The organism is Qipengyuania soli (assembly GCF_015529805.1).
Lineage (GTDB): Bacteria > Pseudomonadota > Alphaproteobacteria > Sphingomonadales > Sphingomonadaceae > Qipengyuania > Qipengyuania soli.
Genome location: NZ_CP064654.1, coordinates 284,771 through 296,909 on the forward strand (window position 1 = coordinate 284,771; position 12,139 = coordinate 296,909).

The following is a 12,139-nucleotide window of genomic DNA, read 5'->3' on the forward strand; positions in this document are numbered from 1 at the left end:
GGCTTCAATGGCATCGATGGAAACTTCGCCGCATGCGGCCCGCTATCCTGCGGGCGCGCTGGCATTCCCGCACCGCGACCTGATTGGCATCGGCCAGTTGGAACGGCACGAAATCCTGTTCCTGCTCGACGAGGCAGAACAATGGGTTACGCTTAATCGGCAAGCGACCAAGCATGAGGACCTTCTGGCGGGCCTCACCATCATCAATGCCTTCTTCGAGAATTCGACCCGCACGCTGCTGAGCTTCGAGATCGCGGGCAAGCGCTTGGGGGCGGACGTCGTCAACATGCACGCTGCGCAATCGAGCGTGAAAAAGGGCGAAACCCTGATCGACACCGCGATCACGCTCAACGCCATGCGCGCCGACGCCATCGTCATCCGGCATGGGTCGAGCGGGGCGACACAGCTGATAGCCGACAAGGTCGATTGCCCGGTCCTCAACGCGGGCGACGGGCAGCACGAACACCCGACACAGGCGCTGCTCGATGCGCTGGCCCTGCGCCATGCCCTGCGTGACAGGGGAGAAGCAGCCGACGACTTCACCGGCCTCACGATCGTGATTTGCGGCGACATCCTGCACAGCCGCGTCGCGCGTTCCAACCTGCTGTGCCTGCAGGCGCTCGGGGCGACGGTCCGGCTCTGTGCACCGCCAGCGCTGATGCCATCGGGGATCGAGGCGATGGGAGCGGAGGTCTACCATGACTTCGAGGCTGCGCTCGATGACGCCGACGTTGCAATGATGTTGCGCCTGCAGACCGAGCGGATGAGCGGCCAGTTCATCCCCTCGGCGCGCGAATATCATCACCTTTACGGCCTGACTAAGAAGCGACTCGCCAATGCGAAGCCCGATGCGCTGGTCATGCACCCTGGGCCGATGAACCGCGGGGTCGAGATTGACAGCGAGGTTGCCGATCTGATCGATCGGTCGATCATCACTCGCCAGGTCGAGATGGGCGTCGCAATCCGCATGGCCGCACTCGACGTGCTGACGCGCCGCGCGAGAGGCGTTGCAGGATGGGGAGATGCGGCATGAAGCAACAGCGCCCCATCGCGATTACCAACGGCCGGATTGTCACGCCGGAGGGCATCATCGACGGCACGCTCCGCCTTGCCGATGGAATAATCGCTTCAACAGGCGCTGACGCGCCTCGGGACGGGGACAAGATAGTCGAAGTGGGCGGCAAGCTTGTCGCCCCGGGACTGATCGACTTCGGTGTCTTCGCAATCGACAAGCCTGCCTTCCACTTCGGCGGGATTACCCGCGCGGCGTTGATGCCCGACCAGTCGCCGCCGCTCGACCTTCCGAGCCGGGTCTCCTACATCGCCAAGAGCGGCAAGCCCGACTTCTGGATCCACCCTCTCGCCGCGGCGACACGCGGGCTCGAGGGGCGCGAAATCGCCGAATTCGCCCTCATGCGCGAGGCCGGGGCTCGCGGGATCGCAACGGGACGCCAGTGGATCGCGGACTCGGGCGCAATGCTGCGCTTGCTGCAGTATGCGGCGATGCTCGACATGATCGTCGTTTCGCATGCCGAGGATGCCGCTTTGGTGGGTAGCGCCGTCGCGACTGCCGGGGAGGTTGCTACCCGCCGCGGTTTGCCGAGCGCGCCGGCCGAAGCCGAAGCGATCGCCATCGCACGCGATATTTCTCTTGCCCGAATGGCAGGTACCAAGCTGCATTTCCGGCAGGTCACGACGCGAGCGGGGCTCGACCTGGTGCGGCAGGCCAAGGACGCTGGCCAGCGCGTTACTTGCGGCGTCACTCCGGCACACTTCATGCTCTCCGACCTCGCGACGGTCGACTTCCGCACCTTTGCCCGTCTCTCGCCGCCGCTACGCAGCGAAGCCGACCGGCAGGCAGTGCGAGAGGCCATTGCGGATGGGACGATCGACGTCATCGCCAGCGGTCACGACCCGCGCGGGCCCGAGGACAAGCGCCTGCCTTTCGCCGATGCGGAGCCGGGCATGGCGGGAGCCGAGACGTTGCTGGCAATGACGCTCTCGCTGGTCCGCGACGGTGTCATCGACATTGGCAGGGCGTTTGACCTGCTCGCGCGCAATCCCGCTGCACTCCTGGGAGTGCAGGCAGGAGCCATTGCCGGGGGACACGAGGCAGACATCGCCATCATCGACCCGGACAAGCCGTGGATCATCCAGAGCGCGAGGATGGAGGCTACCGCCGGTAATACGCCGTTCGATGGTCAGCCTACGCAAGGCCGCGTCAGCGCGCTCTACAAGGGTGGCGTGCCGATTACCCTGTGACTTCACAGCCATTGAAAAAGCCCCGCCCGGATTGCTCCGGACGGGGCTACGAAGGCTGGATGGAGTGCGCGAATGTTACCGCGCTGCGACCCGCACTTCGTCCCGGACCACTGCAAGTGCGCCGGGAAGCGGATTGGTTGCGGCGTAGGCAATGCAGCCTTCACCCTTGCTCTTGACCGTGCGGCACATCGACTGTGCCGAAGCCTTGGCGTAGCCGGCGGCTGCGACGCGGTAGTAGATCTTGCCGTTGACGCGGGCCTTGGTGATGACCTTTTCGGCACCCGACAGTTCGGGATAGCGCTTCTGGAATACCTTCCACGCTGCCTGCGCATCGGACATCGAGAAATACGAGCCGAGCTGGATATTGTAATCGCCCGAGGCCAACGCATGCGAGGCGAAGGGAGCAGGCTCTTGCGCCTTGGGCGGTGCAGCTACCAGCGAAACGTCGGTCTTTTTGGCCGCCGGGGTGTAGGTTGCCGGGAGCGGCTGGACCGTCTCGGCTTGCGCAAAGCTGTGGTCGAAGTCGTTCGAGATGCCTGCTTCGGCGAGGGCTGCGTCAGCGCTGTCGTCGACGCTCGCCTGCTGGTCGACTGCGGGCAGTTCGGAAGCAAGGGCGAAATCGCTCTGCGGAGCGGTATCGACCGTATCAGCCGATTCCTGTGCCAGCTGCTCGACGCTCTGGTGGTTCGAAAGCGCGAGCATCGCAGGCTGGCCCGGATCTTCCTTGGCTTCCACGCCGAGGAGGCTCGCGACACGAGCCGTGTAGAACTCGGGGCTGGCCATCGATGCCCAGCTGGCCATGCGCTTGTTGAGCTCGTCGCCCGGAACGTCGTTGGCGGCGATCAGGCGCGCTTCGGTCCACGAACCCGACAGGGCGTAGGCATAGGCGAGGTTCTGGCGAACCTTGACCGTGTTCTGGCCGCCACGAAGCGTGTTGAGGAGGATGTGCACACCCTGGCCCGGTTCACCGGCAAGTGCGAGCGCGAGCCCGAAGTCCGCCGGATCGATTTCCGACTGGTGGACACGAAGTGTTTCGAGAGCGCCTGCCTGGTCACCGATGGCCGTGAGGGCCAACGTATAGCTGATGATGGTGCGCGGCGCGTTGTCACCGAGTTCGATTGCTTCAGCAAAGGTCGTGGCTGCCGACTGGAAGCGGCCTGCTTCCAGATAGGCGTTTGCCAGCAGGGTGCGGGTATAGGCGTCGCGCGGGCTGGCGAGAACGGCGGCTTCGGCGTGGGTAATCGCCTTGCTCGTCTTGCCTTTGGCCAGAGCAGTTTCGGCCTGCGCGGCCGAATAATTGTGCGACGGCGCGACCTTGCCGGTGCAAGCGCTCAGCGCGGTCGTCGCCAGTGCCGTGGTAACGGCAAGCTGTACGAGCCGGCGGGTCTTGGCATTCGTCTCGGTGCTCATTTCAAATCCCCCTGGAGGCGATCCCACATCGTCTTCGGTTTACTTCTCTTTGCCCTGGACCTGCGCGGCGAGGCTGGCGATTTCCGGCATTTCCGCGAGCAGGGCATCAAGTGCGTCGGTGACCAGTTGCTGGGCGCTGCGACCGCGAACGGTGCAGGCAAGGCGCAACTGGAGGTGGCGTTGGTGGTCGAGGCGTAGCGTGAAGGCTGCGCGCTTGCCGCGGCTCGATGCGGCCTGGCGAACGACCGGGCGCTCTTCCGCGACGGGGCGTTCCATATGCGCAGCGATGCGATCGAGCGACTGGCGCACCTGGTTGGGCGCACCGCTTTCGTTCGCGGCCTGCGGAGCTAGCTGCACGACCTTGCCGTCGTGACCTGCATCATCTCCCATGTCGTTCCAGCCGAGGTCTTCAAGGTTGGCAGCCGCTGCGGCGCCATCGACCGGGCCGGGAATTCCCGACTGCGGGCGCATGGCTGGCTTGGCGCCACCCTTGCGGGCAAGGAGAGTGGGAGAGAGCGAGGCGAAATTGGCGTCAGACATCCGGCAGTCTCCGCCTTTCCGTTCTTACTGTGCCACCCGGCGGCCGAAGCCACCCGAGGGGCGATGAGCACCGGGAAGCGCCGACTGCGAGTTCGGCGCGGCGAAAACCGTGCGACGGAAGTTCTTTTCCAGGCGGTCGGCGATGTACTTCCACAGCGCCGTAACCTCGGCGGCCGAGCGGCTTTCGGGGTCGACTTCCATCACCGTGCGGCCATCGATCATCGAGGCTGCGAAATCGGTGCGGTGGTGCAGGGTGATCGGGGCGACCGTGCCATGTTGCGACAGTGCGACGGCGGCTTCCGAAGTGATCTTCGCCTTGGGCGTCGCGGCATTGACCACGAAAACCAGCGGTTTGCCGGCGCGTTCGCACAGGTCGACAGTGGCACCGACGGCGCGCAGGTCGTGCGGGCTGGGACGAGTCGGAACCACGATCAGTTCGGCGACCGAAATCACCGACTGGATCGCCATGGTGATCGCCGGCGGCGTGTCGATTACGGCCAGCTTGAAGCCCTGCTGGCGCAGGACGTTGAGGTCGTTGGCCAGGCGGGCCACCGTGGTCTGGGCGAAGGCAGGGTATTCCGCCTCACGCTCGTTCCACCAGTCGGCCAGCGAACCCTGGGGGTCGATGTCGATGAGCACGACCGGGCCGGCGCCTGCGCGCTGGGCCTGAACGGCTAGATGTCCGGAGAGCGTGGTTTTACCCGATCCGCCCTTCTGTGATGCCAGTGCCAGTACACGCAAGGCTTGTCCCCCTGGTTTGCGCCTGTGTCATACGTCTGCCGCGACCATTTGCGGCTCTCCCGATGGGAAATCGCAGACTACCCCTAATTTAGAGTTAACTTGCCGACACTTTGCATCGCCGGGGTCCGGCCGCTGGCGGCGCAAGGCTTTGCTAACCGCGAGTTTACTATAGGATGCGTCACCGGGCGCCGGTTGGAAGCGCCGATAGGAGGGACTGGGTCGATGGTTCGCGTGATGAAACAGGCATTTGTGCTGGTGGCGGGAGTGGCGACCATCGTCATGGCTGCACCCGCATTGGCCGACGTCAAGGCGGGTGTCGATGCCTGGAGTCGTGGTGACTACGCCATGGCAGTGCGCGAATGGGTCGGTCCTGCCGAACAGGGCGACCCTGACGCGCAGTTCAACCTTGCCCAGGCCTACCGCCTGGGCCGCGGTGTCGATGCCGACCAGGCCCAGGCGGAGGCGCTGTACGCTCGCGCGGCCGCGCAGGGCCATATCAAGGCGGCGGACAATTATGGACTGATATTGTTCCAGAAGGGCGAGCGCGAGAAGGCGATGCCCTATATCGAAGGCGCTGCGATGCGCGGTGACCCGCGGGCGCAGTATCTCCTCGGCATCGCCTATTTCAACGGCGATCTGGTAGAGAAGGACTGGCGCCGAGCCTATGCATTGACTTCGCTCGCCAATTCCACCGGCCTCCCCCAGGCGCGCGGTGCCCTGGCGCAAATGGACGATTTCATTCCGCTCGCGGATCGACAGGCAGCACAGACGCTTGCTGCCGAGATCAAAGCCAAGGCGGAGGCGACGCGAGCCAGAGAGCTGGCTGCCGTCGACCTTGCTCTGGCAAGCGAAACGGCCGCACCTCGCAACCTGCCGACGCCTCCCTCTTCGAGCAAGCCAGGTGTCGATTATCCGACACGATCGCCAAGCGATCCCAAGGCGACAATTGTAGCACGGGCAGAACCTCCGGCTCCGGCAAGGACAGCTCCAGAAGCGGTCGCGACACCGCCGAAAGTTTCACCGCCACCCGCCGCGATCGCCCAAACCCCAACGCGAGCATCGGGCAGCTGGAAGATCCAGTTGGGTGCCTTCGGCGTTCCGGGGAATGCCGACAAACTGTGGGACAAACTTGCGTCTCGCAGCGAAGTCGCCGGACGCCAGAAGGTCAAGGAACCCGCCGGACGCCTGACGAAGTTGCTCGCAGGCGGATATGCAACACGCGATGAAGCCGCAGCCGCGTGCGCGTCGCTCAAGCGTAGCGGTCAGGACTGCCTTGTAACGCAGTAGACTGCGCGCAGTTTGTCCGCATCCTTCGACCGTTGGTCGGTTCCTGACTTGGCAATCCAATGCCGTGCGTTAGTGGGATAGAACACGGTGGGGATGGGTAATGGCAGAATCGATCGACCAGATGACGGCAGATGTCGCGACTGTGCCAGTTCAGCCGAGTGCAACGCTGGGTGATGACCGGCTGGTAAGCCTCGACTTCATCCGTGGCATCGCCGTCCTGGGCATCCTTTTTGCCAATATTACAGCCTTCGCGCACCCGTTCATGGTCTATGTCTGGCCAGGTGCCATGCCGGGCGGACCGACAGAGGGGGACCGCATCGTCTGGGTCATCCAGTACGTCCTCATCGACCACAAGATGCGCGGACTATTCACTCTACTGTTCGGGGCGGGGATGATGCTCTTCGTCGAGAAGGCCTGGGCGAAGGGTTCCGGGCGCTGGCTCCAGTTCCGGCGCCTCGTCTGGCTGCTGCTCTTCGGCATGATCCATTATTACCTGATCTGGTTCGGCGACATCCTGCAGACCTACGCGGTATGGGGCATGGTCGCACTGTTGTGCATGAAGTGGCGGGCGAAGACGCAGTTCCTCGTCGGCCTGTCGCTCTATGGGCTCGGCACTCTCGCCATGTTCGGGATGATCGGTTCGCAATACTATCTCGCCACCCATCCGGCAGTGGCGGAAAAGCGCCTTTCGGAGAAACAGCAGGAGAGAATGCGCAACGCCGTTCCCGAAATCCGCAAGGAGGTGTCCGAGGATATTACGCGGGTCAGGAAGAGCGACTATCCCGCGGCAGTCCGCCACCAAATTGTCGAAGAAACGGGCCAGAACCTCGTCGGCATCGGTTTCGGCCTCTTCGAAACCATTGGCCTGATCCTTATGGGAATGGGGCTTTACCGCTTCGGCTTTTTCAGCGGCGAACTCGATCGGTCGGAAATGCGGCTTTGGGGTTGGGTGGGGCTGGGTTCAGGTGCCGCCATCTCGGCGGGGCTCGGCATATGGGCCTATGCTTCCGGTTTCCCCTTCTTCCTGACCTTCTTCGTGTTCCAGGGCCTGTTCATGATTCCGCGCCTCCTGTTCACGCTCGGCCTTGCGGCACTGCTTGTCGTCTGGTCTCCCAAGGCTACGCAGGGATGGCTGGGGCAGCGTTTCGTGGCAGCAGGACGGATGGCGTTCAGCAATTACCTCGGGACTTCGATCATCATGCTGGCGATTTTCCCGGCCTGGGGTCTCGGCCTGTTCGGTTCGATCCACCGTCTGGCCCTTTTCGCGATGGTCCTGGCAGTCTGGGTTGCCATGCTCGGCTGGTCGAAGCCTTGGCTCGAGAGGTACCGCTATGGACCGCTAGAGTGGCTGTGGCGCTGCCTGACCTACTGGCGGATTTTCCCCTTGCGCCGGTAGCCCGCTAGGGTCCTGCGATTTCCCAAAAGGTGCCATGTGTGCCGCCGTGCTTGGTCAGCCGCGCGATCCGTCGGTCACCGTCCCACAATTCGGCATTGCCATGCACGACGTTGATATCCGCCACGAGTAGTGCCGTGGCTTCGTCGAGCACTTCGAGTTCGAGCGTTTCTTCACGCTCGCCCGTGATGGACAATAGGATGCGGCCCATGAAGCATCTCCTTCTCTGCCTGAGCGCAGATGAGACGATCAATGTGAACCCTGTATAACAGCTTTCCTCCCGGCCTTTCCGTAACGTCAATTGAGCGGGGAAATGCGCGTGGAATGCGCTCAGCCGTTGTGCATCACACGCTTCATTCGCTCGCGGTTGCGTTTTGCGGCAGTTCTCGTCTCCATCAGGAAGGACGCGAGACCTGCAACGAGAAATGCCATGGTCACGATCCAGCTCAAGGCCACGAGCGTACCGAGCGGGGTACGGACAAAGGCGCTGACGAACAGCAGTACGATGACGATGCTGATGGTGAGTGCTGCCGCTGTGCTGAGCATGACCGCGCGCTGGGCATAGATGCGCCGCTTCTCAAGGGCGGGCAGTTCCTCCAGCAGGATGCCCGCACGGCCTTCCTCGTCGGCAGCCATGATCTTCTCGATCTTGTTTGCGACCCAGATCAGGCGATTGGTCATCACGTTCATCACCGCGCCGATGGCGGCAAGAAGGAAGGCGGGTGCAAGGCTCAGCTGGACGACATGCTGTACCTGAGCCGTCGAACTCGTTCGTTCGAGGATCGCACTGGCCGGGGTAGACGCCAAAAGGTCGAGCAACATCGGCTCAGTCCTTCTGGTACGGGTTTTTCGGACTCTTGAGGACCACCCGCACAGGCACAGCCTCGAACCCGAGTTTCGAGCGGATGCCGTTCACGAGATAGCGCTCGTAGCTCTTGGGGAGCATGTCGAGGCGGGTGCCGAATACCACGAAGCGCGGCGGGCGCGTGCTGGCCTGGGTGATGTAGCGCAGCTTGATCCGCTTGCCCTTTGGCGCGGGCGGGGGATTGGCTTCCAGCGCATCGTCGAACCAGCGGTTGAGCGCAGCGGTCGGTACGCGGCGGCTCCATGCTTCGCGCAGGTCGAAAGCCGCGCAAAGCAATTGGTCGAGGCCCTTGCCGGTCTTGGCACTGACGGCGATCAGCGGAAGGCCGCGAACCTGCGCGAGGCCTTCATCGAGCGCAGCGCGTACACCATTGAAGAGAGCCGAGGCATCCTCTGCCACGTCCCATTTGTTGATGGCGATCATCAGGGCGCGGCCCTCTTCGAGAACCATGCTGGCAATCTTGAGGTCCTGGTGTTCGAGCCCTCGCGTGGCGTCGAGCAGCAGCACGACGACCTCGGCGAAATCGATCGCGCGGCGGGCATCGGCGACCGACAGCTTCTCCAGTTTCTCGACGACCTGCGCCTTCTTGCGCATTCCGGCGGTGTCGATGAGGCGGATCTCGCGCGTTTCGCCGGATCGCGGGTCGGTCCATTCCCAGTCGACCGCGATCGAATCACGGGTGATCCCGGCCTCGGGGCCGGTAAGGAGGCGATCCTCGCCCAGCAGGCGGTTGATCAGCGTGGACTTGCCCGCATTGGGTCGTCCGACGATGGCGAGCTTGAGCGGGCCTGCGGGTGCATCCTCGCCGTCCTCGGCGTCAGCAGCTTCGGCTTCCGCCTCGGCAGCTTCGGCCTTGGCGCCGATGATGGGCCAAAGATGATCGAACAGATCGGCCACGCCCTCGCCATGTTCTGCGGAAAGCGCGACGGGCTCGCCGAAGCCGAGCGAGAAACTTTCGTAGATACCCGCATCGCCCTGGGTTCCCTCGGCCTTGTTGGCGACCAGTACCACCGGGACTTCCTGTCCGCGGAGCCAGCGAGCGATCTCTTCATCGAGAGGCGTGATGCCCACGCGCGAATCGAAGACGAACATCGCGGCGTCGGCGCCTTCGAGGCTGACCTCGGTCTGCTTGCGCATGCGGCCGGGCAGGGTATCGGGATCCTCGTCCTCCCAGCCCGCGGTATCGACCACCTGGAATTCGAGGCCCGCGATCTCCGCATCCCCGATACGGCGGTCACGCGTGACGCCGGGCTGGTCGTCGACCAGGGCGAGCCGCTTGCCGATCAGGCGGTTGAACAGCGTCGACTTGCCGACATTCGGCCTGCCGATGATGATCACCGTGGGCTTGGAGGATGAGGAGGCGAACATGATGGGGCGCCAAGTGGCGGCTCGCCGCTCTCTTTGCAAGCGGCACGAACGTTCGCGCCCTACTCAGGCAGGGCGCAAGGCCAGGTCACTTGCGACGCGGTCAGTCCTTCTTGGCGACCGGCGCGTCGTCGCCGAGGTCTTCGAACCAGGCTTCGACAGGGCCGCTGAGCTTGAGCGTCAGCGGGTTGCCATGGCGGTCCATGGTCTTGCCGGCCTGCACGCGAACCCAGCCTTCGGGAATCGAGTATTCCTCGATATCCGTGCGCTGCTTGCCCTTGAAGCGAATGCCGACGCCGCGCTTCAGCACTTCGACGTCGAAATGCTCGCTCTTCGGGTTTACCGAAAGGCGTGCGGGCGGGGTGTCGGTCTTGGTCTCTTCGGTCATGGAGGGCGCCCGTAATCGGCCTGTCGCCGCATCGCAAGTTCAATTGGACGAACACCGGCGCGCCATGCTTGCGCTTGGCGTCGCATCCGACTAGAGGCACGCGCCTATACGCGAAGGACTGGCGCCTCTCGCGCAGCTTCGTTCGGGTTTGCGGGCGTGGCGGAATTGGTAGACGCGCTGGTTTTAGGTACCAGTATCGAAAGATGTGGGGGTTCGAGTCCCTTCGCCCGCACCAATGCCGCCGCCATGTGAGCCCTTCGCAAATTTCGGTATTGGAAAGTCACGAGTTCACCCATGCAGATCAAAGAGACCACCAACGAGGGCCTCAAGCGCGCCTACACCGTCACCATTCCGGCCAAGGAAATCGACGAGCGCGTTTCGAGCGAAGTGAAGAAGATCGCCCCGCAGGTGCGCATGCCCGGCTTCCGCCCCGGCAAGGTACCCGCCAACCTCGTGCGCAAGATGCACGGCGAACAGCTTCATGCTCAGACCGTCAACGACATGATCCGCGAATCGGTCGACAAAGTGATGGTCGACAACAAGCTGCGCCCCGCGATGCAGCCCAAGGTCGAATTCGGTGACGGTTACGAAGAAGGCAAGGACGCCTCGCTGACCGTCGAGGTGGAAGTGCTGCCCGAAATCAAGGCCCCCGAAATCGAGGGCCTGAAGATCGAGCGCCTGACTGTTCCGGTGAAGGACGAGGCCGTGGACGAAGCCGTCCAGCGCATCGCCGACCAGAACAAGAGCTACAAGGACGCGCCGAAGACCAAGAGGGCTGCCGATGGCGACCAGCTGATCATCGACTTCGTCGGCAGCATTGACGGTGTCGAATTCGAAGGTGGTGCAGCGGAAAACACCCCGCTGACCATCGGCTCGGGCCAGTTCATTCCCGGCTTCGAGGAACAGCTGACCGGTGTGAAGACCGGCGACGAGAAGACCATCACCGTCACATTCCCCGCCGACTACCCGGCCGAGCACCTCGCCGGCAAGGACGCACAGTTCGCGATCAAGGTCCAGCAGGTGAAGGTCCCGACCGAAACCAAGGCTGACGACGAGTTCGCCAAGAACCTCGGCCTCGACAGCATCGACAAGCTGAAGGAACTCCTGCGCGGCCAGCTGGAGCAGGAAACTGCCGGTCTCACCCGGACGCAGATGAAGCGCCAGTTGCTCGACAAGCTTGCTGCCGGTCATGATTTTGCCGTGCCGGAAGGCATGGTCGAAGCCGAATTCCAGCAGATCTGGGCGCAGCTCCAGCAGGAAGCGGCCCGTTCCGACGATCCGGAAGCCTCGCTGAAGGAAATGGAAGCCGAGAAGGACGAATATCGTCGCATCGCCGAGCGTCGCGTGCGCCTGGGCCTGCTGCTGTCGGAAATCGGCCAGGCCAACGGCGTCGAGGTCACCAACAACGAGATGAGCATGCTCATCCAGCAGGCTGCCCAGCAGTACCGCGCCGAAGACCGCGAACGCTTCATCGAATACGTCCGCAACGAGCCGATGGCTGCCGCCCAGCTGCGTGCCCCGCTCTATGAGGACAAGGTCGTCGACTTCCTCTTCGACAAGGCCGAGATCACCGACCGCGAAGTGACGCGCGAGGAACTCGAAGCCGCGATCGAGGCCGAGGAAGACGCAACCGACGAAGCGCCGAAGAAGAAGGCTCCGGCCAAGAAGGCTGCTGCCAAGAAGGAAGCGCCGAAGAAGGAAGCCAAGGCCGCGGACGAGAAGAAGCCTGCCGCCAAGAAGGCCCCGGCCAAGAAGGACGCTCCGAAGAAGGAAGCTGCCGAGAAGAAGCCGGCCGCCAAGAAGGCTCCGGCCAAGAAGGCCGCTGCGAAGAAGTAAGCTTCTGGCTGGAAAGCAATTGCGAGGGGCGGTGGACTTCGGTTCGCCGCCC

Annotated in this window: 12 protein-coding genes and 1 tRNA gene; 6 read left to right on the top strand and 7 right to left on the bottom strand. The window is 63.5% G+C overall.

The annotated features are described in order from the left end of the window. Positions 1–7: 7 nt before the first annotated feature. Complete coding sequence (locus IRL76_RS01400; protein ID WP_200982477.1) at positions 8–1,033, top strand: aspartate carbamoyltransferase catalytic subunit; 1,026 nt, start codon at positions 8–10, stop codon at positions 1,031–1,033. After that, positions 1,030–2,262, top strand: a complete 1,233-nt coding sequence (locus IRL76_RS01405) for a dihydroorotase (protein ID WP_200982479.1) — start codon at positions 1,030–1,032, stop codon at positions 2,260–2,262. The genes IRL76_RS01400 and IRL76_RS01405 overlap by 4 nt, the downstream gene beginning before the upstream one ends. 75 nt (positions 2,263–2,337) lie before the next feature. Here the strand turns inward: IRL76_RS01405 and IRL76_RS01410 are convergent, their stop codons facing one another. From IRL76_RS01410 to IRL76_RS01420, 3 genes are read right to left on the bottom strand one after another with little or no spacing between them, the layout of a single operon-like run. Further along, on the bottom strand, positions 2,338–3,672 hold the full coding sequence (locus IRL76_RS01410) for an SPOR domain-containing protein (RefSeq protein WP_200982481.1): 1,335 nt from the start codon (positions 3,670–3,672) through the stop codon (positions 2,338–2,340). Positions 3,673–3,711: 39 nt separating this feature from the next. Then, the gene (locus tag IRL76_RS01415; RefSeq protein WP_200982483.1) at positions 3,712–4,212 is read right to left on the bottom strand and encodes a hypothetical protein; all 501 of its coding nucleotides are present in this window, start codon (positions 4,210–4,212) and stop codon (positions 3,712–3,714) included. 24 nt (positions 4,213–4,236) lie between these two features. Beyond that, entirely contained in the window at positions 4,237–4,953 is a 717-nt protein-coding gene (locus IRL76_RS01420) for a ParA family protein (RefSeq protein WP_200982485.1), read from the bottom strand. Between the two features lie 222 nt (positions 4,954–5,175). Between IRL76_RS01420 and IRL76_RS01425 the strand changes: the two genes are divergently transcribed. Both IRL76_RS01425 and IRL76_RS01430 read left to right on the top strand, forming a co-directional pair. Continuing rightward, on the top strand, positions 5,176–6,240 hold the full coding sequence (locus tag IRL76_RS01425) for an SPOR domain-containing protein (RefSeq protein WP_246449903.1): 1,065 nt from the start codon (positions 5,176–5,178) through the stop codon (positions 6,238–6,240). 100 nt (positions 6,241–6,340) lie between these two features. Beyond that, positions 6,341–7,636, top strand: a complete 1,296-nt coding sequence (locus IRL76_RS01430; RefSeq protein ID WP_246449906.1) for a DUF418 domain-containing protein — start codon at positions 6,341–6,343, stop codon at positions 7,634–7,636. Between the two features lie 4 nt (positions 7,637–7,640). Here the strand turns inward: IRL76_RS01430 and IRL76_RS01435 are convergent, their stop codons facing one another. From IRL76_RS01435 to IRL76_RS01450, 4 genes are all read right to left on the bottom strand, one after another. Then, positions 7,641–7,844 carry a hypothetical protein gene (locus IRL76_RS01435; RefSeq protein ID WP_200982487.1) on the bottom strand — a complete coding sequence of 68 codons (204 nt, stop codon included), beginning with the start codon at positions 7,842–7,844 and terminating at the stop codon, positions 7,641–7,643. A gap of 119 nt (positions 7,845–7,963) precedes the next feature. Next, positions 7,964–8,455, bottom strand: a complete 492-nt coding sequence (locus IRL76_RS01440) for a DUF2721 domain-containing protein (RefSeq protein WP_200982489.1) — start codon at positions 8,453–8,455, stop codon at positions 7,964–7,966. A gap of 4 nt (positions 8,456–8,459) precedes the next feature. Then, on the bottom strand, positions 8,460–9,866 hold the full coding sequence (gene der, locus IRL76_RS01445; RefSeq protein ID WP_200982491.1) for a ribosome biogenesis GTPase Der: 1,407 nt from the start codon (positions 9,864–9,866) through the stop codon (positions 8,460–8,462). Positions 9,867–9,966: 100 nt separating this feature from the next. After that, positions 9,967–10,251 carry a DUF3297 family protein gene (locus tag IRL76_RS01450; RefSeq protein ID WP_200982493.1) on the bottom strand — a complete coding sequence of 95 codons (285 nt, stop codon included), beginning with the start codon at positions 10,249–10,251 and terminating at the stop codon, positions 9,967–9,969. 150 nt (positions 10,252–10,401) lie between these two features. Between IRL76_RS01450 and IRL76_RS01455 the strand changes: the two genes are divergently transcribed. Together IRL76_RS01455 and tig are read left to right on the top strand one after the other, a co-directional pair. Then, positions 10,402–10,486: transfer RNA gene (locus tag IRL76_RS01455), tRNA-Leu, on the top strand. A 59-nt stretch (positions 10,487–10,545) separates the two neighbouring features. Beyond that, complete coding sequence (tig, locus tag IRL76_RS01460; RefSeq protein ID WP_200982495.1) at positions 10,546–12,087, top strand: trigger factor; 1,542 nt, start codon at positions 10,546–10,548, stop codon at positions 12,085–12,087. Positions 12,088–12,139 lie beyond the last annotated feature (52 nt).

Excerpts from the sequence above, each read along its gene's own strand:
- IRL76_RS01400 (WP_200982477.1), top strand. The coding sequence starts at position 8 with ATGGCATCGATGGAAACTTCGCCGCATGCGGCCCGCTATCCTGCGGGC.
- IRL76_RS01405 (WP_200982479.1), top strand. The coding sequence starts at position 1,030 with ATGAAGCAACAGCGCCCCATCGCGATTACCAACGGCCGGATTGTCACG.
- IRL76_RS01410 (WP_200982481.1), bottom strand. The coding sequence starts at position 3,672 with ATGAGCACCGAGACGAATGCCAAGACCCGCCGGCTCGTACAGCTTGCC.
- IRL76_RS01415 (WP_200982483.1), bottom strand. The coding sequence starts at position 4,212 with ATGTCTGACGCCAATTTCGCCTCGCTCTCTCCCACTCTCCTTGCCCGC.
- IRL76_RS01425 (WP_246449903.1), top strand. The coding sequence starts at position 5,176 with ATGGTTCGCGTGATGAAACAGGCATTTGTGCTGGTGGCGGGAGTGGCG.
- IRL76_RS01430 (WP_246449906.1), top strand. The coding sequence starts at position 6,341 with ATGGCAGAATCGATCGACCAGATGACGGCAGATGTCGCGACTGTGCCA.
- IRL76_RS01435 (WP_200982487.1), bottom strand. The coding sequence starts at position 7,844 with ATGGGCCGCATCCTATTGTCCATCACGGGCGAGCGTGAAGAAACGCTC.
- IRL76_RS01440 (WP_200982489.1), bottom strand. The coding sequence starts at position 8,455 with ATGTTGCTCGACCTTTTGGCGTCTACCCCGGCCAGTGCGATCCTCGAA.
- der (WP_200982491.1), bottom strand. The coding sequence starts at position 9,866 with ATGTTCGCCTCCTCATCCTCCAAGCCCACGGTGATCATCATCGGCAGG.
- IRL76_RS01450 (WP_200982493.1), bottom strand. The coding sequence starts at position 10,251 with ATGACCGAAGAGACCAAGACCGACACCCCGCCCGCACGCCTTTCGGTA.
- tig (WP_200982495.1), top strand. The coding sequence starts at position 10,546 with ATGCAGATCAAAGAGACCACCAACGAGGGCCTCAAGCGCGCCTACACC.